This is a genomic window from Dongia sp., from assembly GCF_041909655.1.
In the GTDB taxonomy this organism is placed as follows: Bacteria; Pseudomonadota; Alphaproteobacteria; order Dongiales; family Dongiaceae; genus Dongia.
In genome coordinates this window covers 616,554-636,731 of the sequence record NZ_JAYRDA010000002.1, presented here as the reverse complement: position 1 = coordinate 636,731, position 20,178 = coordinate 616,554, and the positions used below count along the sequence as shown (strand labels likewise).

Below are 20,178 nucleotides of genomic sequence, written 5' to 3'. Positions count from 1 at the left end.
GGGCCAGCTCAGTATGGTCCCGTCTTGATCTCGAAAAGAATATCGTCATGGGGCTCGCCCCCATGATCGCTGACGACATGACCCAATGGACGCGCGCCCTGGGATTGATAAAAGGCGATGGCGGCGGCGTTGGTGGGTAGCACGCCGAAGCGCATGGCCGCGTGCCCTCGTTCATGCATCAGCGCGCGGATGTGTGAAAACAGATCGCGGCCGATGCCCTGGCGGTGCCATTTGGCCAGCAGATAAAGTGTGGTGAGAAGCGCGCCCCCATCCTCGGTCTCGAGCGCATGGGTGAAGCCGATGATCTCGCCATCCGCGACCGCCACGAAGGCAAGATCGCTCGCCTGCAGCCGAGTTCGCCAGTGCAGCTCTCGCTCGGCCAGGCTGGGACCCGAATAATCGCCGCCGAAGATCGGCATGTAGGTCTCGATATGCGATCTTTGGTGCACGCGGGCGATACCGGGCGCATCTGCGGTCGTCGCACGTCGAATATCGATCATCCCTGACCTCTGTCGCTTGCGTAAAAAGGCCTTGCCTTGCGGGGCCGGCATGCGAAGCATGGGGCCGGCAGAGGGGGGACGCAAGATGGCAGTGATTCTGGTGACCGGCGGGGCCGGCTATATCGGGGCGCATACCTGCCTTGCCCTGGCCACGGCCGGGCATTTCCCGGTGACGCTCGACAATCTCTCGAAGGGGCATCGCGACGCTGTGCGCTGGGGGCCGCTGGTGCATGCCAGCATCGCCGATCGCGAAGCCGTGAAAGCCGCGATCGCCACGCACAAGGTTGAAGCCCTTATCCATTTCGCCGGTGCCATCGAGGCCGGCCTCTCCATGCGCGAGCCGGCGCGGTTCTATGACGAGAATGTCGTCTCGGCCCTTTCTCTCCTCGCGGCGGCGCGGGAAGCGGGCGTCACGCGGGTCGTTTTCTCATCGAGTGCCGCGGTCTATGGCGAGCCCAAGGCAGATCTGCTGCGCGAGGATCATCCGCTGCTGCCGGTCAATACCTATGGCGAGACCAAGCTTGCGATCGAGCGGGCGCTGCACTGGTTTGCCCAGGCCGGCGCGGCGCAATATGCGGCCTTGCGCTATTTCAACGCCGCCGGCGCCGCTGCCGATTCCGGCATCGGCGAGGATCACGAGCCGGAAACCCATGTCATCCCGCTCGCCATCGCGGCAGCGCTGGGCACGGGGCCGAGATTCCGCATCTTCGGCACCGATTACGCGACACCGGACGGTACCGCCCTGCGCGATTACGTCCATGTCATGGATCTTGCGCGCGCGCATGTAGCGGCGGTCGAGCGCTTGCTCAAGGGCCGCGATTCATTGGTCGCCAATCTGGGCAGCGGGACGGGCCATTCCGTGCGCGCCGTGGTGGATGCGGTCGCGCGCGTCACCGGCAGGGAAGTCCCATTCGAAATCGCACCGCGCCGTCCGGGAGATCCGGCGCGGCTGGTCGCTGATATTGCTCTGGCGAAACGCGAGCTTGGCTGGCAACCCGAACAATCCGGCCTGGACGAGATCGTCGCCAGCGCATTTGCCTGGCACAGGCGATAAACGGCACAGGCAATAAACCGCACAGGCGCTAGACGGCTTTCGTTTCACCATTCCGATCACGCTTTTCCTTGCGCCGGTCCAGCGGTGGTCCCGCATTGCGCAGATAGAAGAGGTGCCTGACTTCGCGGCGCCCGCGCGTGACATTGTCGAGGATGAATCCGCTGGCCAGCGACAGGGCCGCCAGCAGCATCAGGCCCATGGCCAGGACCGCGGTGGGCAGGCGCGGGACCAGGCCGGTCTCGATGAACTCGATCAGCAGCGGAATGCCGAGCAGGACCGAGATGCCGGCGAAGATCGCAGCCACGATCGAGAAGAAACGAAGCGGCATCTCGTAGCGCAGCAATTGCTGGATGGTCATCAGGATGCGCCAGCCGTCGCGATAGGTGTTGAGCTTGGAGAGCGAGCCCTCGCGCCGGCTGCCATAGGGGGTCTCCAGCTCGCCGCAGGGCATGATGAGCTGCAGTGCATGGACGGTCAGTTCCGTTTCGATCTCGAAGCCGCTCGAGATCGCCGGGAAACTTTTCACGAAGCGGCGGGAAAAGACCCGGTAACCGGAAAGAATATCGGTGAACGCACGGCCGAAGATGCGGGCGACCATGCCGGTGAGCAGCGCATTGCCGAAGCGATGGCCCGGCCGATAGGCCGATTTCGCATCACTGACCCGCGTGCCCACCACCATGTCGAGGCGATCGGTGATGAGCATATCGATCATCGCGCCGGCGCTCTTGGGGTCATAGGTGTCGTCGCCATCCACGAGCACATAGATATCGGCCTCGACATCGGCGAACATGCGCCGCACCACATGGCCCTTGCCTTGCGCTGTGACGCGGTGGACATGGGCGCCGGATTCGCGCGCCACCTGGGCGGTGGCATCCGAGGAATTGTTGTCGAAGACATGGATCGCCGCCGAGGGCAAGGCGGCGCGGAAACCCGCTACCACATGGCCCACCGCGACTTCCTCGTTGTAGCAGGGAATGAGAACGGCGATGGAAATGGGGGCCACCGGTTCGGTCATGCTTTCGCTCCAACGATCTTGAGGCAGGCAGCCACCGTCTCGGCTTCGATCCTGCCCATGCCCGCCGGCATCAATCCGTAGACCATGAAGGTCGCCGGCTGCAGCAGCAGGCCGAGGATCTGCGCGGTGGCGAGGTCGATATCGGTCACCTGGATCTCGCCCTTTTTGACGGCATCATTGATCAGATTGCGCAAGGCCTGCACCGGCGATTGGGATTTCGATTTCAGTTTCGGCAATTCCTGGTGCTGGGTCAGCAGCAGGAAACGGAACATCAGCGGCTCCTCATCGAAGAAGCGGCAGAAGCGGGCGACCATGGCCCCGAGGCGGCGCGCGAAATCTTTCTCGGCCTTGGCGAGGCCCTGCAAATCCTTGGCCAGGGCCGCGTAATTCTCGGAAAAGAGCTTCCAGGCGAGATCCTCCTTGGAGGCGTAATGGCGATAGAGGCCACCTTCGGCGATCTCGGCCTTGGCGGCGATGTCGCGCACCGAGGTGCCGATCACCCCCTTGGCGACGAACAATTCCAAGGCAGCCTCGCGAATGCGATTCCGTGTCGCCAAGCCCCGCGGCATGCATCCCCCGAATCCGCCGTGAACATCCGTTCACAGCATGCCCCAAGGCGTGAATCTTGCCAAGCGTCAGCAAGACAGACCTTCATATTGCGATGCGAAGGGGCGTCCTTCCACAGCTTTTGCCCTTGCCAGCCCATCCTTGCCTTGAAAGACTTGATCCATACCGGCTCCGCAGAAAACCGGCTCCAGAACAAGACTGTCTCCGAACGCAACACATGTCCGCGCATCCCTTGCGCGGCAGCGATAGGGAGGTCGACATGGCGAACAACACTGCCAACGGAACCCAACAAAACGGCAGAGGATCGGGCGCGCCCCGCTGCGCGGCCCTGGTTGGTCCATACTTGAGCGGCAAGACGGCGCTGCTGGAAAGTCTGCTTTACGTGACCGGCGCCATCCCGCGGAAAGGCAGCGCCAAGGAAGGCAATACGGTTTCGGATTCATCCGCCGAGGCAAGGGCGCGCAAGATGTCGGTCGAGGTAACTGCCGCCACGACCGAATATCTCGGCGACAAATGGTGTTTTCTCGATTGCCCGGGCTCGGTCGAGCTGTCCCAGGAGACCCGGAATGCGCTGATGGTGGCCGATGTCGCCATCGTGGTGGCCGAGCCGCTTGTCGACAAGGCGCTGATGCTGGCGCCCATCTTCAAGTTTCTCGACGATCACCAGATCCCGCACATTCTTTTCATCAACAAGATGGATGTGGCGACCCACCGCGTGCGCGAGATGCTGGATGCGCTGCAGGCGGTTTCCGGCCGGCCGCTGGTGCTGCGCCAGGTCCCGATCCGCGACGAAAAGAAACAGAACGACGAGGTTACCGGCTATATCGATCTGGTGAGCGAGCGGGCCTACAAATACCATCCGGGCCAGGAATCCGATCTCGTCAAGATGCCCGAGGAATTGCTGCCGCGCGAACAGGAAGCGCGCAACAAGCTGCTCGAGGTGCTGGCCGATTTCGACGACCACATCATGGAGGAAATCCTCAGCGACGCGATCCCGCCCAAGGATGAGGTCTATACCCAATTGGCCAAGGATCTCGCCGCCGATCTCATCGTGCCGGTCCTGCTGGGTGAAGCGGAAAAGGATGGTGGTGTGCGGCGGCTGCTGAAGGCACTCCGTCACGAGGTGCCGGGACCTGAGGCGCTCGCGGCGCGGCGCGGCATTTCGAGCTACGACGCCTCGACGCTGGTCTTCAAGACCTATCACCAGCCCCATGCCGGCAAGCTCTCGCTGGCGCGCGTCTTCGGCGGCCGTGTCGCGGAGGGCGCTGTCCTCAACGGTGTCCGCGTCGCCGGCGTGCTGAAGCCCAAGGGCAATGGCTTCGAGAAAGTGCCCCATGCCGAGACCGGCGAGGTGGTGGCACTGGCGCGCATGGAAGAGATCAAGACCGGCGATCTGTTGACGGCGTCCGGCAAGGGCGGCGCGGATTTCACCTGGCCGGCGCCGCTCGAACCCTTGTTCGCGCTCGCCATCGACGCCGAGAACCGCGCCGATGAGGTGAAGCTCACCGCCGCACTCGCCAAGCTCACCGAGGAAGACCCGTCCCTCAGTTTCCGCCACGATCCGGATACCCATGAATTGCTGCTCTCGGGCCAAGGCGAGATTCACCTCGCCATCGCCTTCGACCGCTTGAAGAACCGCTTCGGTCTGCCGCTGAAGCATCGCCGGCCGCAGATCGCCTACAAGGAAAGCATCCGCCACGGCGTCAAGGAGCATGCGCGCTTCAAGCGTCAATCGGGCGGCCATGGCCAGTTCGCCGATATCCATATCGAAATCTGGCCGCTGGCGCGCGGTGCCGGATTCGAGTTCCACGACCGTGTCGTGGGCGGCTCCGTGCCGCGGCAATTCATCGGCTCGGTCGAGGAAGGGGCGCGGGAATCGCTGCAGCGTGGGCCGATGGGCTTTCCGCTGGTCGATGTCGCGGTGGCACTCTTCGACGGCCAGTTCCATTCAGTGGATTCCTCCGACATGGCCTTCAAGACCGTGGCGCGCCAGGCGATGCAGGAGGCCCTGCCAAAATGTGGACCGGTGCTGCTGGAGCCGATCTTCGCGGTCGAGATATCTGCGCCCTCGGAATTCACCGCGCGGGTCCATAACCTGGTCACCGGGCGGCGCGGTCAGATCCTCAATTTCCAGGCCAAGGAGGATTGGGTCGGCTGGGAAGTGGTCGAGGCTCTGGTGCCGCAATCGGAACTGCATGACATGATTATCGAGCTCAGATCATTGACGCTGGGCATCGGTCATTTCGCCTGCCGCTTCGATCACCTGCAGGAGCTTTCCGGCCGCCTCGCCGACAAGGTGGTGGAGCACCGCCAGGCCTCGATGCCGCAGCGGGGTGCGGCGTGACCTAGCCGCGTCTTGTCTTCGCGGTGAAGCCGCGCGCGAGATCGATGAAGGCCCTGAGACCGGCGGGCACATGTCGGTGGCCGGGATAATAAAGGCAAAGGCCGGGAAAGGGTGGCGTCCAATCCGCCAGGACACGGACGAGCCGGCCGGCCTTGATGTCGGCGGCGGCGAAGGGTTCGTTGAGATAGGCGATGCCGGCCCCGGCCAGGCAGGCGGCGCGGATCAGGTGATGATTGTCGAGGGTGAGCTTGCCTTTGACGTCGAGCGTCATTTCCTCGCCGTGCTTTTCGAATTCCCAATGATAGAGGCCGCCGCTTGCCTTGCGCATGCGGATGCATTCATGGCCGAGGAGATCGCCGGGCGTCCTGGGCCGCGGATGATCCGCGAAGTAACCGGGTGATGCTGTGACGGCGAAGCATTGGTCCGGGCCGATCGGCACGGCGATCATGTCCTGCGGCACCGCCTCGGCAAGGCGGATGCCGGCGTCGAATCCTTCCGCCACGATGTCGACGAATCGCCCCTCGGTCACGAGATCGACCTGCATGTCGGGATAGTCCCGCATGAAGGCGAGGATCACCGGTTCGAGGATCTGCCGCGCGGCACCTTCCGAGGTATTGAGGCGCAGGGTGCCGGTGGGTGTGTCCCGGAACTGGTTGACGGCATCCATGGCGGCATCGATGTCGCGCAAGGCGGGGCGGAGCCGCGCCAGGAATCGCTCGCCCGCCTCGGTAAGGGAGACGCTGCGGGTCGTGCGGTTGAAGAGGCGCACGCCGAGGCGACCCTCCAGGGCCGCCACCGCATGGCTCAGCGCCGAAGGAGAGAGGCCGAGGGCGGCAGCCGCCGCGCGAAAATTGCGGTGATCGGCGACCGCCACCACGGCATTCAGTTCCAGGAGACCGCTTTTCTGCATTGTCCTGTTTTCTGCATGACTTCATGCATGAATGTGCTGGTTATCATTACAATAGACGTCCCCTATCTTCCTGACCAGCCCTCCCGTTCTTCAGGAAGATTCCATGCCCCAGACGATACTCATCACCGGCTGTTCCTCCGGCATCGGCCAGGCGAGCGCCCGGCGCTTCGCGGCCGCCGGCTGGAACGTCATCGCCACCCAGCGCGATCCTGCGCAGGCGGGCGATCTCGCCGATCTTCCCAACGTGCTCATCCAGCGCCTCGACGTGCAGGATCAGGCCAGCATCGCGCAGGCCATCGCCGAAGGTATTGCGCGTTTCGGGCGGATCGACGCGCTGGTCAACAATGCCGGCTATGGCCAATACGGCATCTTCGAAGCGGTGCCGCGCGAGAAGGTGATCCAGCAATTCGACGTCAACGTTTTCGGCGTGATGGACGTGATTCGCGCGATCCTGCCGCATTTCCGGGCGAACCGGGCCGGGACGATCATCAATGTCAGTTCCGGCGCCGGCTTGTTCACTCTGCCGATGATCTCGCTCTATTCCGCCAGCAAATTCGCGCTCGAAGGGTTTTCCGAGGCCTTGTCCTATGAACTTGCCGAGCTGGGCATCGCGGTGAAGATCGTCATCCCCCATGCCGGCATCACCAGCACCAAATTCCACGAGCGCAGTTTTGCCGATCATGTGCGCGACAAGTCGCTGGATGAGTATGAGGACTTCATCGAACGCATGGGCGTCGTTTTCGGCCGCATGATCGCCGCCCGCATGATCGAGGCGGACGATGTGGCGAAGATGATCGAACAGGCGGCAACCGATGGCAGCGACCGCCTGCGCTATCTCATCGGCGACGATGCGCGCGGCTTTGTGAGAGCGCGGCGGGAATTGCCGGAAGAAGAATACGTCGCCTTCATGCGCAATTATTTCAGCGCCTGATCGCGCCTTTCGGCGGCGGCCCGCATCGAAATCCATTCGTCGGAGACCGGCGCGGGCTCGTAATCCTCGGTCGAGATCGCCTGGGCGACGATGCCGTCCACGGTGAGGGGGAAGAGGCCGAAATGGACATCCGCCTTGTAGCCGCCCCGGGTCGGCCACAGGTAATGGCCGATCACCGGCCGGCCGCTGCGCCAGGCTTGTTCGTAGCTGTCGATCACGTGGCGGTTGGCGCCGTATTTGTCGCCGACCAGGAATTCGTCGAGATAATGTCCGCTGAGCGGGATGCCGTTCCATTGATCGGTCGCGGTGCCGGACAGGCGGTAATAGACGCGGAACGGATCGGTCTTGAATTCCACCAGATAGATATGGGGCAGCAGCGGCTTGATCGCCGCCGGATCGATCTGGGCGCGCGCGGGGGCTTCGCCGCCATTGAGCGATTGCCAATATTTGAACAGGGCGGCGATATGGCCGCTCTCGCCAGGTTCCTTCCCCATCGTTCGGACAGCATGCCGCGTGGCCGCGCGCGCGTCCAGTGATAGCGGCGTGTCTCAACCGTTACGGTTGAGGCGCTGCAGGGCCTCGGCGGCGAGGGTACGGGTCAACTCACCGGCGCCCAAGGACCGGTGCGCGGCCAAAGCGGCGGCCTGGCCCGACCAGAGCGAACCGAAATCGCCCTCGGCCTTGGCTTTCAAGGGCGCAAGCGCGCCGCCCGCGAGCGGAAAGGCCGGTGCCGCGCGGGTGATCGGACCCAGTTCGCGCATCACCCGGTTGACGAAGCCGCGCGCCGGCCGTCCGGTAAAGATGTTGGTGAGCGCGGTGGCGTCGTCTTTGGCGGCTTTCAGGGCGGCCAGATGGGGGGCACTGATGCGCGCCTCGGGACAGAAGAGATAGGCTGTGCCGACCTGTACCGCGCTGGCGCCCAGGGCCAGGGCGGCGACGATGCCGCGCGCATCCGAGATACCACCGGCCGCGATCACCGGCACCTTCACCGCATCCACCACCTGGGGGACGAGCGCGAAGGTGCCGGGCTGACCGGCCGCGTCCCGAAGCACGTCGTCGCTGAGGAAAATGCCGCGATGGCCGCCGGCCTCGTTACCTTGCGCGATGATGGCATCGCAGCCGCGTGCCTCCAGCCAGCGCGCCTCGGCCACCGTGGTGGCGGAGGAAATGATTTTTGCACCGGCCTTGCGCACGCGTTCCAGCAAGGATGGATCGGGCAGACCGAAATGGAAACTCACCACCTCCGGCCGGAATTCCTCGACCATCCGGCAGAGCGCATCATTGAAGGGCGCTCGGCTGGAGGTCGGGATGGGACCGGCCGGGTCGATGCCGAATTCGCTGTAATAGGGGCCAAGCATCCGCCGCCACTGGGCCTCGCGCGTTTCGTCAGGGACCGGGTCCTGATGACAGAAGAAGTTGAGATTGATCGGCCGCGATGTCTGCTGGCGCACGATCTGAATTTCCGAGCGCGCCTGATCGGGTGCCATGGTGGCGGTGGGCAATGAACCGAGGCCGCCCGCTTCGGCGACCGCGATCGCCATGTCGGCGAAGCACGGCCCTGCCATCGGTGCCTGCAGGATGGGGTGCTCGATGCCGAAGAGATCGAGAATGCGTCGGTCCGGCCACATGGCGGTCACTCCTTTCCTGTTCCGTGACGGGTCAGGCTAGGGCGGTCTGTGCCGGACGAGAAGAGCGCGCCGCCCGGGTCACCCCTGCGCGGCGCGCAAGGCGTCATCCCTGCGCAGCGCGCAAGGCGGGCGCCCAGACGCCGGCAGCACCCTGCGCATAATCGGCGAAATCCCGGGGTGCTCGGCCGAGCGCACGGAGCACGCCATCGCGTGTTTCGCTGTTGCGGCCATCGAGCACGGTGGTGAAGAGGTAGCGCACCAGAGCAATCATGTCCTCGGGCAGGCCATAGGCCCGCAAGCCTTCGGCAAAGGCATCGATCGGCACGGGGGAAAAGCGGATCTCGCGTCCTGTAGCGGCGGCGATTTCGGCGACGGCCTCGGCAAAGGTAAGGGCGCGGGGGCCGGAGAGCTCATAGACCTGGCCGGTGTGGCCAATATCGGTCAAGGCCGCCACCGCCACATCGGCGATGTCATCGGCATCGATGAAGGGTTCCGGTATGTCGACGGCGGGGAGGGCCAGCTCGCCGGCGCGGATCCCTTCCACGAAGAAGGTCTCGCTGAAATTCTGCATGAACCAATTGGCCCGGAGGATGGTCCAGTGGAGGCCCGAGCCTTGCACGATCGCCTCGCAGGCCGCGGCTTCCGGCTCACCACGGCCGGAGAGGAGAACGAGATGACGGATGCCCGCGACGGCGGCCTGCTTCGTGAAGGCGGCGATCGCGGCCTCGGAGCCCGGGACGGCGAGGTCGGGCTGGTAGGTGACATAGGCCGCCTGCACCCCTTGCAGGATTGCGGCCCAGCCGGCGGGGTCATTCCAGTCGAAGACAAACGGCCCGGAACGCGAGGTGGCGCGCACCACATGGCCGGCGGCGGCCAGTTTCGCCGCAACGCGGCGGCCGGTCTTGCCGGTGCCGCCGATGACGAGGATCGGGTGATGACGGTTCATGTCGGCTCTCTCCATAACATGAGGAATACTCACATTTGCTAAACGTGATAAACCCTCATATTGTTGCCGTCAAGCGGATTCGAGGAGCGGCGGGATGAGCGATGTGGCGGCCTTGCGGCGGGCGCCGGCCCAGGAACGGAGCCGGCTCCGGGTCGAGAAGATGCTGGAAGCGGCCATGGCGATCATCGCCGAAAAGGGCAGCGACGCCCTCCGGATGAGCGACGTGGCGCAGATGGCCGGGGTCTCGATCGGCTCGCTCTATCAATTCTTCCCGGACAAGGCGGCGATCATCCGCACCTTGGCCGAACGCTATAACGAGCAGGGGCGGCGCTGCATCGCCGAGGAACTGGCGGGCGTCCAGGATGCAAAGAGCCTCGTTGCCGCCTTCGGGCGCCTCATCGACATCTATTACGCGGCCTTCCTGGCCGAACCCGTGCGGCGCGACGTCTGGTCCGGCATGCAGGCCGATCAGAGCCTGCGCGCCTTCGAGCTTGCGGAGAGCCGCGCCAATGCCGAGATCCTCGCGCAGGCGATGCTGAAAGTACGGCCCAAGGGCGACCGGAAGGAGATCGCGGCCGCCGCCCTCCTCATCATGTCGCTGGGAGAATCGGCGATGCGCCTCGCCGTCTCGGTGCCGCGCGCGGAAGGTGCGCGCATCATCGCCGCCTATAAACGCCTTGCCGTGAGCGAATTGGGGGGAAGAGGATGAAGCCGATGATCGAGATCACCGCCGAAATCGCCTGGGTGCTGGAAGAGGGCGTCAAATTCACCGATGGCCGCTACAGCCGCGCGCATCTCTGGCGCTTCGACGGCGGTGTCGAGGTGCCGGCCTCCGCCTCGCCCCATGTGGTGCCGCTGCCTTTCTCGAAGGTCGAGAATGTGGATCCGGAGGAAGCCTATGTCGCGGCGCTCTCAAGCTGCCACATGTTGACCTATCTCGACATCGCGCGGCGCCAGGGTTTCGTGATCGAGAGTTATCGCGATCAGGCTATGGGTATCATGGAACGGAACGAGGCCGGCAAAATGGTGGTGAGCCGCGTCACTCTCAATCCGGTCGTCACCTATGCGGGCACGATGCCGGACCGGGTGACGGAAGAAGCCTTGCACGAGAAGGCTCACGCCGAATGCTTCATCGCCAATTCGGTCAGGACCGAGGTGGTGACAAGGCTGCCGTGACTAAAACACCGGCGTCATCTCGTCGATGACGACGCTTTCGACGAGATGGCCGGCCTTGGCTTCGAAGGCCTTCAAGGCGGGCGCCTTCATATGCACTTGCCAGAGCTCGTAGCTCTCCCAGCTCTCGACGAAGATGACGAGGCCGGGATGCTGGTTGGAGACATGGGGCTCGTAGAGCAGGCAGCCCGGTTCCTTCACCACGCCCGCCACCAATTCCTTTTGATGCGCCAGCAGAGCCTCGCCTTGGCCGGGCTTGGCTTGCACGCGCGCGATGATGGTGAGGGGTTTCCTGGCAGTCATGTTTTTTCCTTGGTTCAGGCCTTGAGGCCGGCGATATAGCCGATCAGCCGGTCGATTTCATCTTCGCTGTTGTAATAATGCGGCGAGGCGCGGACCAGCACCGGCAGGGCGCGGGCTTCCGCATCGAGCCGCGTGGAATCGGGATCCGAGGCGCCGATGGTGATGCCGGCGGCAAGTGCCCCCGTGACGATCTCGCGCGCGGGGAACCTCTCATGGGTGAAACTGACGATGGCCGTGGGGCTGGCACCGAGATCGCGCACGGTGATTCCGGGAACGAGCCCCAGGCCCTGGCGCAGGCGTGCGCTCAAGGAGCGACAGCGCGCCTCGATCTGCGGCAGCCCGAGGGAGAGCGCATAATCCACCGCGGCGCCGAGGCCGGCGCGGGCGGCGTAATTGTTCTCCCAACTCTCGAAGCGGCGGGCATCCGCGCGCAATTCGTAGGCATCGCGCGCCACCCAGGGAGCCGCGAAATGATCGATCATCGGCGGTTCCAGATTCCGGAGGAGCGCGCGGCGCACATAGAGAAAGCCGCTGCCGCGCGGACCCCGGAGGAATTTGCGCCCCGTGGCCGAGAACATGTCGCAGCCCAGTTGCACCACATCCACCACCATCTGCCCCACGGCCTGGCAGCCATCCAGCAGATAGGGAATGTTGTGGGCACGCGCCACCCCGCCGACCGCCGCCGCCGGATTGGCGAGGCCGCCATTGGTGGGAACCCAGGTGATGGCGATGAGCTTCACGCGGCTATCGATCATCCTTTCCAGGGCGGCGACGTCGATCTGCCCGGTGGCATCGTTGGGGACCACCTCGATCACGGCGCCGCTGCGTTTGGCGATCTGCAGGAGCGCCACGTAATTGGCAGCGTATTCGGCCTGGGCGGTGAGGATGCGGTCGCCGGGCTTGAAGGTAAGCGCAAGGCCGTAGAACGCCATCTGCCACGCCACCGTCGCATTCTCGACCAAAGCGATCTCGTCCGGCGCCGCATTGATGAGGCGCGCCACCGAGGCATAGACCGCGTCGAGGCGCTGCGCTTCCCGCGTGGCCGCGGCATAGCCGCCGATCCGGGCTTCGAGATCGAGATGGTTCTTCTGCGCGTCGAGCGCCGCCTGCGGCATCAAGGCGGCGCCGGCATTGTGGAGATAGGCGCCGGCGGTTCCCAGCACGATGCCCGGCGTCTCGGCGCGGATCTTCTCCAGATCGAGCATGATCACGGCACCAGGATGGCGCTGAGTTTGTCGTAACCCCAATCGATATCGGCAATCTTCCAGGCGCCGTTCACCAATTCGAGGTCGAGGCGGAATTCGCTTTGCCGGCCGTAGCTGTCGAACCGCACCATGGCCATGGTCTTGTCGGGTGCCGCGGATTTGCCGATGGCGATGTCGAGACCCGTCACATCCCATTCCTGGGAGCCGACGAAGGGATCGCCGTCGAGGGCCGGAACCTCGTCCGCCGCGGCGGCGCGGGCGAAATCGGCTTCGATGAGGGCGATTGTCGCCGGCGTGAAATAACGTTGCAGCACGGCGGCCTCACTGTAATTGAGGCCGGCGCCGGGTCCCTTGCCGTCATAATGGCTGTAGAGTTCGCCCAGGAATGCCTGCGGGCTCGCGTCAGGCGCGGTGGCGGTATTTTGGCAGGCGCTCAAGGCAAATACCCCGAGCAAGACGAAACCGGCACGCGAAAAATGGCGGCGGGACAGAATCATGATCGAAGAACTCCCCCAAAAGACGATACGGCAGCGATCTTGCCGCAGGCAGGCTGGGCCGTCGATCAAAATTGTTGGTGGATAGGGAGCGCCGGGAACGATGGAAGCAGGCTATTGTTCCGTATGAGCGGAGATATTCATGAGGAGCGTAAGATGATGCGATGGATCGTCATGGCTGGTGCCGTATCCCTGGGTGCGATGGGTGCGACCGTTGCCTTCGGGCAGGATGCCACCAGCTTGCAGCGTGCCCGCGCCGCCTTCGTCGATGGCAGCGGCACCAATATCGGCATGGCCGAACTCACCGACACGCCGCAGGGCGTGCTGATCGAACTCGACATCTCCAATTTGCCGCCCGCGCAATGGGTCGCGTTCCATATCCATGAAACCGGCAAATGCGATCCGGCCGATCATCACAAATCGGCCGGCGGGCATTTCAATCCCGATGGGCGCGAGCATGGCTATCTCGCCGCCAAGGGCCCCCATGCCGGCGACATGCCCAATCAATATGTCCATTCCGACGGCACCCTGCGTGCGCAGGTCTTCAAGAGCTTCGTGCGGCTGGCACCTGGCGAATACAACATCCTCGGCCGCGCCCTCATGATCCACGCCAAGCCCGACGATTACGAAACCCAACCCACAGGCGATGCCGGCGACCGCATCGCCTGCGCCGTGATCGAGTAATTCCGTTCAGGCCGCTTGGCCGGGATCGGGGCGGAGGTCGAAATGGAAGACCTTCGCCATGATCTGCCAGCGGCCGTCGAGCTTCACGAAGGTGAGGAGATCGGTGAAGGCCTTGGGGCCGATCGCACAATTGACCTTGGCCAGCGCCGTCACCGGCCCGGCGAATTCGATCGAGAGGATGCGGTCGCTGCGGGGCTCGTTGCGCGATGCCGGGGCCGGGCGCTTGTCCACCACCGGATAATATTCGTCCATGGTGAGATAGAGCAGCTTCCCCTCGGTGGCGCAGGCATAGATCGCCTGCGGGTGGAACACCTGGCGCAAGCGCCTGGTGTCGCTGTGATAGAGCCCGTCGAAATAAATCTCGAGGGCGGCAACGATCTCCTTGAAACCGGCATCCATGGACCTTGTCCCATCTGGCTGAAAACCCGCCCGAGATTAGGCGCGGCCGGTTTCATATGTCATCGAAAAACCGCGCAGCCCGACGGCACCTGGATTATAGTGCCGCCCCGGATCAACCGGGGACGCAGCGGGGATCAAGCGGGGGCGCCATGAAAATCGTCAAGATCAAGATCGCCGAGATCTATATTCCGCAAGCCTTGCGCGGGAATCCGATCGACCCGGCCAAGGTCGAGGCCCTGGCCCTCGACATCGCTGGAAACGGCCTCCTCAACCCGATCCTGGTCCGTGCCGACAAGGCCCGCTTCGTTCTGGTGAGCGGCCAGCACCGGCTGGAGGCCGTGAAATCCCTGGGCGAGGAAAGCATCGCCTGCAATGTCGTGCAGCCGACCAAGAGATGAGAGCGGACGCGATCGCCGCCTCTGGCGCTATCGTTCATTTCGTTAACCGAAAATTAGACAAGGGATGCTCGAATTGCGCGCATCGCACGACCTCTCCGTGCGGCCAGACAGCGCGACGCGAAGCGGGAGCTTTCATGAACGAGAATGTGACCTACGTCTATCGGCAGAAAAGCCTTCGTCTCATCCTCAGCACCCTACTCTTCGGCGCTGGAGGCTATGTCAGCTTTGGCCGTGCCTTTACGGAAGATCGCGGTCTTGAACTGTTCCGGATCATCACGCTGGGTCCAATGGGCGCCGATATCTTCTGGTTCTGCCTTGGCGTGCTGGCAACCGGGATGGTGATTGCGGTCCTCGTTTTGCTCTATGTGAACGCCACGACGGAGCGGGCGATTGTGCTGCGGCCACGGGCGATGACTCTGCCGCGGCATATCCTGTTGGCGCAGGAAGTCACCATTCCCTATCGGGATATCACAAGCGTCAAGATTGGTAGTGCCGGCCGGAACAAGTACATCCGCATCAAATCCGACAAGAGCAAGGTGATCGTGCACCAAGGCGTGATGCCGGATTACCAGAGCTTTGTTGAACTCTATCAGGAAATTGTCGAGCGCGTGCGCCGCGCCGAAACGATTCCGGGAGGCCTCGCCCCCGCCGGCGCACTATTCGGCGGCAACTAGACAGCAAGTGGGAGAAGATCATGAGGGCCATCTGGCTTGCCGGATTCGCGATGCTGCTGCTGGCCATGCCGGCCGTGGCGCAGGATGTGGTGGTGACACCCGTGCTCAATACCGATGTGACCTCCAGCGGCCAGAAGATCGAATTGCCGCAGAAGGATCCGGCGCTGGTGGTCTCGACCTACGACATCCCGGCGGGCGCGGCGCTCCCCGTGCACGAGCATCCTTTCCCCCGCTATGCCTATGTGCTGGAAGGGACGATCCGCGTCGACAATACCGAAATCGGCAAGAGCCAGACCTTCACCAAGGGCGAGTTCATCGTCGAGGCGGTCAGCCAATGGCACAAGGGCACCAATGTCGGCGACGGCCCGGTCAAGCTCCTGGTGATCGACATGATCGAGAAGGGCGAGAAGAACGTGGTGCTCCAGCCCTGACACCCATCGGTCAGTTCCACGCCCCATCATAGGCGCGGTAGACCGCTTCCGCGATGGGCAGCAACTGGGCGCGGTCGGCCGCGGCGGTTAGCGCAAAGCCGCAGCCCTGATCGACCCAGGCGAAGGTCGCGGTCTCGCCCATTTGCTGGAAGCGGAACGCGGTTTCTTCGCCTTCGCCGACGCGCAGGTAAAGTGTCAGGCGCCGGCCGTCGGCATGTTCGTACATGAATTGCGCGGCCGCCACGTCATCGGCCGGCAACAGGCGACCGCCCATCAACTGGAAACCGAAGGCATCGAGCTTGGGCGGCTGCAAGGGGCGGCCCAGGCGCTTCGAGAGCCATTTCACCAGATGCTCTTCCTCGGCGGCACTCACCTCGACCGGATGACGGATCTCGCTCACATAGGTGCGATAGGCGGAGACGGCATCCCGGGTAAGGGCCATCGTGACGTTGCGCGTGGCACCTGTTTCGGAAGCCCCGAATTCGCCGCGCGCCAGCCAGCCGCCGAGGGCGCCCGCCAGCAGAAGGACGATCACGGCGGCCACCGCCCGGACCTGGCGCATGAGCCCCACGCGCCGCGCGGCACGGAGATGGGCAATGCGCAGCCGCGTCGGGATCGGCTCGGCGAATTTCGCGACGAGGCTTGTCCGCAAGGTGTCGCGCTGGTGCCGCTCGGCGGCGATACGCCGGGCGAGGTCCGGCTGCGATGCGATAAAGTCCTCGACCGCCGCCAGCCGTTTCGCATCGAGGCGGTTGTCGATATAGGCCTGAAGATCGTCCTCGCCGATCGGCCGTGTTGGGTTCTGGGCCGGGTTCTGGTCCGCGCCGCTCATTTCACTCTCCGCAAGAGGGTCGCCGGGCCGTGCTCGAAAATATCGCGCAGCCTGGCCCGGGCGCGCGACAGGCGCGACATGATGGTGCCGATGGGAAGATTCAGAATCCGCGCCGTCTCCTGATAGGAAAGATCCTCGACGCCGATGAGAAGCAGGAGGCTCCTTTGTTCCTCCGGCATCTGTGCCAAGGCCGCCAGCATGTCCTTGGCGGTGAGCTCGCTTTCCTGCGACGGCGGGGCGCCTTCCTCAGGCGCTGACTCGAGCCCGATATGAACGCCCCGGCGGCGCTTGCGCCTGAGATCGCCGAGGTAGAGGTTGCGCAGGATCGCAAACAGCCAGGCCTTGAGATCGCCCTCCGCGCGTTTCAAATACCAGCGCGATAGAGCGCGTTCCAGCGTGTCCTGCACCAGATCGTCCGCCGCCGCATGATCGCGCGTCAGCGCATAGGCATAGCGCCGCAGATGCGGGATGAGCGGTTCCAGCAGGCCGGCGAGCTTATCCATGGCGGCGGATTGGCAAGGGTGTCATGTCAATCTCTGACGTGGTGCGGGCGGCCCGGCGGGGTCGCAAGCCGCCCGCACGCGCGTCAGAATATCACGGCTGCACCACGTGCCAGATATCCTTGAAATTATCGCCGGTGATGTCGCCGGGTTTCATGTCCTTGACCCAGGTGTAAAGCGGCTTGCCCTGATAGGCCCATTGCTTCGCGCCGTCGTCGCGGGTGATCACGCTGTAATCGCCCGCGGGCGCGGCATTCGCGTCTGCCAACAGCGGCGGCCAGGCGGTGGCGCATTCGCCGTTGCAGGCCGATTTCCCGGTCGTGTCCTTGTCGAAGGTATAGAGCGTCATGCCCTTGGCATCCACCAGGATTGCCCCCTTGGCGCTCTCGCCCGTGGCAACGGGCGCTCCTTGCGCAAGGGCGGTGGCGGCAAAAAGGGCTGACAAAACGGCGCCGGCCAAAGCGGCGCGAAAAGCTGGAATCTGCATCTCGATTTCTCCGTGTGGGGTGAGGTGACGGAGAAGAGATGCCGCGAGGGGCGGGTTTATTCCCGGGGGGATGCGCTGTTCGGTTCAAATTAGTAACGCAAGTAGATCGTATCGCTGATAGCCGAATTCACACAGTGCGCTGCACAACCCTTGTTTTTTGGAGTGACGACGGACTTCAAACTGGCAGGAAGGATGTGGTGTGGGTTATTGCAAGAGTTTCCTTGCTAGCTCTGCAATGCGCTTACGCCACGCAAGCCCGAAAAGTGCAGCCGCAGAAGCGACAAGCCACCCTTGAAGAGTTTCGCCGAGTCCTGACCACAGTGTATGTGTAAGCTGCTGGCCGTTTAAAAAAATGTATCGATTTATCCCGCTGACAACAATTGTGCCGTCCTTAGATTCGGCGAGATACATGTCGTCTCCGGCAAAGAAAATCCTATTCCGTCCGGCCAAATCATGGCGCTGAGTCCCCATAATAAGTTCACCATTTTCAACAACGGCGTCCATTCTCACTATGACGTCACTGCCAATATTCTCAGATAAGTTAAACGTACCCTTTTTTGCGTGGACGAAATTGCCATCCATAGGCACTGAGAGCCACGAATCTCCTTCGGCGTCTGCCATTTGAATGATGAAGTGACCAGTATTAAAGCCGGTCAGTGTTTCTAAATTTCCTTCCTGCATTGGATGCTCAACAAACCTTACAGGTTGGCAGCTTTCTATCCGGGATGTATTTCTCGGCAGTAAGAGAGTGCGTTGAAACGATTCCGATTTGATGGCCAAGGATGTGTTGCCAATCTCAGCCAAACTATCCGGCAGTGGTCCTCCGTCCTTTATATCGGTCAGCGTCGGAATTGCGCTTAACACCAGCGTCGGATTGTAACCAAGTTTTACCACTAGTGAGGCATCGCCAAGAAGTAAGAGGTTCCGCCCTTCTTCATCCTCTTCGACAATGAGTCCGCTTCCGAAAGGAATGGCTAGAGTGTTCGTCAGTGCGTGATTCGCGTCAGATATGATGTGAAGCTCCTGAAACATTCCGTTCAGCAGCAGTTCAGAGTCCGCTGCATCCAACTCGACAGCTACGAAAGTGTCCTTAGCAGCAGCTATAGCCTCAACGGCTGAGTTGCAGCCGAGTGTGCCGGCGATGCGGGCTTTTAATGGTTTGTCAATCGAGTGGGTTGCCAATGCAATCTTGTATCTCTCTGCCCCTATGGCAGAGAGATGAAAATCTTCTGGCTTAAGGTCCCACGTCTTTGAAAACTGGATATGTTTTAGCCACGAGCCTTCGGCAGCTGTTCGTTCATTCCTGCTCTCGTCATCAAATTCGATTCGCATCGAAACCAGCTTAGATATTGTAATGGAAGTTTCCGCACCTACAGGCCGCACAAAGATGGCGTACACAACGATGGCAAAGGAAACAAAGCAGGTGACGGCCAAGCCCCCGAAGCCCACGAGCTTTGCAATGGCTCGTGGCGAAGTGTCGCTCGCCTTCATCTCTGTTGCTTCTATGCATATCCACCGGCAAATCAGCCCGGCGAAGGGGCCTCCCAGAATGTCGCAGACAATGGAGAATGCAAGACTGCTTGAATGGGAGTCTTCGGATGCTCCGTAGAGCAACGCAGCGGCGGAGAAATGCAGGACATCAGCAAGAACTAAGGCTCCTACACCAGCGACGCTGGCGTACACTGCAGTTGGACGGTCAAAAAAATGAGTAAGAAGGACGGCAATTATTGTACCTGGGAGTGTACCGCCCACCAGCCACAAGTAGATGATGCTGATGAGCATACTCTGGGTATTAAATTCGAAATGATAAACGTGCCCATACTTCGCTTGGGCTGGACCAAAGAGTTCTCCGATCACAGGCTGCAAGACGTAGCCGACGCCAACGGTCAATATGCATCCTAAGCAAGCCAACAGAAAGCCAGCCGCTTTTATGCGGCGCTTTGATCGCCTAGTTACTAGGCGACCTAGAAGCACCACAAGTAACGCAACGACAACCGACTCCACTAACATGTGCGTACTTTCGGTAATCCATTAACGTGAATCTAAAGTACACGAATCTATTTTTAATAGCACCAGCGACTTGTTATCCGTAGCTACCCATCGTTCCTAGTGGTTCCGAGGTAAAATCGCCCTCAAAAAATCTCAATGGAGTGAGCGCAATCTAAAGCAAGCCTCACTAATCCTCTGCCCTAGTATGTCTTAGGCAGAGGCGGTCAGTTATTTGCGAGCATTGGCGAGGTCCGTCGGCTGCGTGTTATCTCTAAGTTATTGCATGGCCAGTAACTCAGGGTGATTTCTCGCCCAGTAGACCGCTCACGTTTAAATACGAGCTTAGCTCCCACGAGCGGTGAGTTGCTCAGGGCAGCGAGGATTGTGTTCTTGGGTGCACCGGGCTGATTGACCGTCTTGATCGGCGCCTGTCAGTTTTCCGGTTGGGAGAGAAGAGAAACTGGAGCGGGCGAAGGGATTCGAACCCTCGACCCCAACCTTGGCAAGGTTGTGCTCTACCCCTGAGCTACGCCCGCACTCCGTTTCGTCGCGTCAGGCGGGGTAAACCGGCCTGAGCGGGGCGCATCATACGCATAGCGACCGCATTTGCAAGCGCCGTGATTTTCTCGTGATTACAGAGGGTTGGCTGGATTCGAGAGGTTGCGGGGGTGAGGGGAATCGGTGGCCTTATCTTTCCCTCCCCCTTCAGGGGGA

The 20,178-nt window shown here is 62.4% G+C and carries 24 protein-coding genes and 1 tRNA gene; 9 read left to right on the top strand and 16 right to left on the bottom strand.

Going from position 1 to position 20,178, the window contains the following annotated elements:
• Window positions 1-8: 8 nt before the first annotated feature.
• Window positions 9-500 carry an N-acetyltransferase family protein gene (locus tag ACE3PR_RS06165; RefSeq protein WP_374369291.1) on the bottom strand — a complete coding sequence of 164 codons (492 nt, stop codon included), beginning with the start codon at window positions 498-500 and terminating at the stop codon, window positions 9-11.
• A gap of 85 nt (window positions 501-585) precedes the next feature.
• Here ACE3PR_RS06165 and galE point away from each other — a divergent pair, with 85 nt between their 5' ends.
• The gene (gene galE / locus ACE3PR_RS06160; protein ID WP_374369289.1) at window positions 586-1,554 is read left to right on the top strand and encodes a UDP-glucose 4-epimerase GalE; all 969 of its coding nucleotides are present in this window, start codon (window positions 586-588) and stop codon (window positions 1,552-1,554) included.
• 28 nt (window positions 1,555-1,582) lie between these two features.
• On the opposite strand, the gene ACE3PR_RS06155 is transcribed toward galE, so the two are convergent.
• Window positions 1,583-2,569, bottom strand: coding sequence for a glycosyltransferase family 2 protein (locus tag ACE3PR_RS06155; RefSeq protein WP_374369288.1), 987 nt, complete (start codon window positions 2,567-2,569; stop codon window positions 1,583-1,585).
• Window positions 2,566-3,138: a TetR/AcrR family transcriptional regulator gene (locus tag ACE3PR_RS06150; RefSeq protein ID WP_374369286.1), complete on the bottom strand. Its 573-nt coding sequence runs from the start codon at window positions 3,136-3,138 to the stop codon at window positions 2,566-2,568. The genes ACE3PR_RS06155 and ACE3PR_RS06150 overlap by 4 nt, the downstream gene beginning before the upstream one ends.
• A 257-nt stretch (window positions 3,139-3,395) precedes the next feature.
• Here ACE3PR_RS06150 and ACE3PR_RS06145 point away from each other — a divergent pair, with 257 nt between their 5' ends.
• Window positions 3,396-5,480 (top strand): elongation factor G, encoded by a 2,085-nt coding sequence (locus tag ACE3PR_RS06145; RefSeq protein WP_374369284.1) that lies wholly within the window; start codon window positions 3,396-3,398, stop codon window positions 5,478-5,480.
• 1 nt (window position 5,481) lies between these two features.
• Here ACE3PR_RS06145 and ACE3PR_RS06140 read toward each other — a convergent pair whose 3' ends face one another.
• Window positions 5,482-6,390: a LysR family transcriptional regulator gene (locus tag ACE3PR_RS06140; RefSeq protein ID WP_374369282.1), complete on the bottom strand. Its 909-nt coding sequence runs from the start codon at window positions 6,388-6,390 to the stop codon at window positions 5,482-5,484.
• 103 nt (window positions 6,391-6,493) lie between these two features.
• On the opposite strand from ACE3PR_RS06140, the gene ACE3PR_RS06135 reads away from it, so the two are divergent.
• Entirely contained in the window at window positions 6,494-7,321 is an 828-nt protein-coding gene (locus ACE3PR_RS06135) for an SDR family oxidoreductase (protein ID WP_374369280.1), read from the top strand.
• Here the strand turns inward: ACE3PR_RS06135 and ACE3PR_RS06130 are convergent.
• The 3 genes from ACE3PR_RS06130 to ACE3PR_RS06120 all read right to left on the bottom strand — a co-directional run bounded on the left by ACE3PR_RS06130 (window position 7,306) and on the right by ACE3PR_RS06120 (window position 9,895).
• Window positions 7,306-7,815 (bottom strand): PAS domain-containing protein, encoded by a 510-nt coding sequence (locus ACE3PR_RS06130; RefSeq protein ID WP_374369278.1) that lies wholly within the window; start codon window positions 7,813-7,815, stop codon window positions 7,306-7,308. The genes ACE3PR_RS06135 and ACE3PR_RS06130 overlap by 16 nt on opposite strands.
• Before the next feature lie 54 nt (window positions 7,816-7,869).
• Window positions 7,870-8,949, bottom strand: coding sequence for an NAD(P)H-dependent flavin oxidoreductase (locus ACE3PR_RS06125; protein ID WP_374369276.1), 1,080 nt, complete (start codon window positions 8,947-8,949; stop codon window positions 7,870-7,872).
• A gap of 103 nt (window positions 8,950-9,052) precedes the next feature.
• The gene (locus tag ACE3PR_RS06120) at window positions 9,053-9,895 is read right to left on the bottom strand and encodes an NAD(P)H-binding protein (protein ID WP_374369274.1); all 843 of its coding nucleotides are present in this window, start codon (window positions 9,893-9,895) and stop codon (window positions 9,053-9,055) included.
• 94 nt (window positions 9,896-9,989) lie between these two features.
• Between ACE3PR_RS06120 and ACE3PR_RS06115 the strand changes: the two genes are divergently transcribed.
• Both ACE3PR_RS06115 and ACE3PR_RS06110 read left to right on the top strand, forming a co-directional pair.
• Complete coding sequence (locus tag ACE3PR_RS06115) at window positions 9,990-10,604, top strand: TetR family transcriptional regulator (protein ID WP_374369272.1); 615 nt, start codon at window positions 9,990-9,992, stop codon at window positions 10,602-10,604.
• 5 nt (window positions 10,605-10,609) lie between these two features.
• Complete coding sequence (locus ACE3PR_RS06110; RefSeq protein ID WP_374369270.1) at window positions 10,610-11,071, top strand: OsmC family protein; 462 nt, start codon at window positions 10,610-10,612, stop codon at window positions 11,069-11,071.
• Here the strand turns inward: ACE3PR_RS06110 and ACE3PR_RS06105 are convergent, their stop codons facing one another.
• From ACE3PR_RS06105 to ACE3PR_RS06095, 3 genes are read right to left on the bottom strand one after another with little or no spacing between them, the layout of a single operon-like run.
• Window positions 11,072-11,371: a putative quinol monooxygenase gene (locus ACE3PR_RS06105; protein WP_374369269.1), complete on the bottom strand. Its 300-nt coding sequence runs from the start codon at window positions 11,369-11,371 to the stop codon at window positions 11,072-11,074. It abuts the gene before it with no gap.
• Between the two features lie 14 nt (window positions 11,372-11,385).
• Entirely contained in the window at window positions 11,386-12,576 is a 1,191-nt protein-coding gene (locus ACE3PR_RS06100; protein WP_374369267.1) for an aminotransferase class V-fold PLP-dependent enzyme, read from the bottom strand.
• Between the two features lie 2 nt (window positions 12,577-12,578).
• A complete protein-coding gene (locus tag ACE3PR_RS06095) occupies window positions 12,579-13,073 on the bottom strand; it encodes a DUF3828 domain-containing protein (RefSeq protein ID WP_374369265.1) in 495 nt (164 codons plus the stop codon).
• Between the two features lie 153 nt (window positions 13,074-13,226).
• Here ACE3PR_RS06095 and ACE3PR_RS06090 point away from each other — a divergent pair, with 153 nt between their 5' ends.
• A complete protein-coding gene (locus ACE3PR_RS06090; RefSeq protein WP_374369263.1) occupies window positions 13,227-13,754 on the top strand; it encodes a superoxide dismutase family protein in 528 nt (175 codons plus the stop codon).
• 6 nt (window positions 13,755-13,760) lie between these two features.
• On the opposite strand, the gene ACE3PR_RS06085 is transcribed toward ACE3PR_RS06090, so the two are convergent.
• Entirely contained in the window at window positions 13,761-14,153 is a 393-nt protein-coding gene (locus ACE3PR_RS06085) for a nuclear transport factor 2 family protein (protein ID WP_374369261.1), read from the bottom strand.
• A 149-nt stretch (window positions 14,154-14,302) separates the two neighbouring features.
• On the opposite strand from ACE3PR_RS06085, the gene ACE3PR_RS06080 reads away from it, so the two are divergent.
• The 3 genes from ACE3PR_RS06080 (at window position 14,303) to ACE3PR_RS06070 (ending at window position 15,656) form a co-directional block, all read left to right on the top strand.
• Window positions 14,303-14,551, top strand: a complete 249-nt coding sequence (locus tag ACE3PR_RS06080) for a ParB N-terminal domain-containing protein (RefSeq protein ID WP_374369259.1) — start codon at window positions 14,303-14,305, stop codon at window positions 14,549-14,551.
• A gap of 134 nt (window positions 14,552-14,685) precedes the next feature.
• Window positions 14,686-15,225 carry a hypothetical protein gene (locus ACE3PR_RS06075; RefSeq protein WP_374369258.1) on the top strand — a complete coding sequence of 180 codons (540 nt, stop codon included), beginning with the start codon at window positions 14,686-14,688 and terminating at the stop codon, window positions 15,223-15,225.
• A gap of 20 nt (window positions 15,226-15,245) precedes the next feature.
• A complete protein-coding gene (locus tag ACE3PR_RS06070) occupies window positions 15,246-15,656 on the top strand; it encodes a cupin domain-containing protein (protein WP_374369256.1) in 411 nt (136 codons plus the stop codon).
• A gap of 10 nt (window positions 15,657-15,666) precedes the next feature.
• Here the strand turns inward: ACE3PR_RS06070 and ACE3PR_RS06065 are convergent, their stop codons facing one another.
• The 5 genes from ACE3PR_RS06065 to ACE3PR_RS06045 all read right to left on the bottom strand — a co-directional run bounded on the left by ACE3PR_RS06065 (window position 15,667) and on the right by ACE3PR_RS06045 (window position 20,000).
• A complete protein-coding gene (locus ACE3PR_RS06065; protein WP_374369254.1) occupies window positions 15,667-16,488 on the bottom strand; it encodes an anti-sigma factor in 822 nt (273 codons plus the stop codon).
• Entirely contained in the window at window positions 16,485-16,991 is a 507-nt protein-coding gene (locus ACE3PR_RS06060) for a sigma-70 family RNA polymerase sigma factor (RefSeq protein ID WP_374369252.1), read from the bottom strand. Before ACE3PR_RS06060 ends, ACE3PR_RS06065 begins: the two co-directional genes overlap by 4 nt.
• Before the next feature lie 91 nt (window positions 16,992-17,082).
• Window positions 17,083-17,475 carry a hypothetical protein gene (locus ACE3PR_RS06055; protein WP_374369250.1) on the bottom strand — a complete coding sequence of 131 codons (393 nt, stop codon included), beginning with the start codon at window positions 17,473-17,475 and terminating at the stop codon, window positions 17,083-17,085.
• Between the two features lie 204 nt (window positions 17,476-17,679).
• Complete coding sequence (locus ACE3PR_RS06050) at window positions 17,680-19,365, bottom strand: hypothetical protein (protein WP_374369248.1); 1,686 nt, start codon at window positions 19,363-19,365, stop codon at window positions 17,680-17,682.
• Between the two features lie 560 nt (window positions 19,366-19,925).
• Window positions 19,926-20,000 (bottom strand) — tRNA-Gly (locus tag ACE3PR_RS06045).
• Window positions 20,001-20,178: the final 178 nt, after the last annotated feature.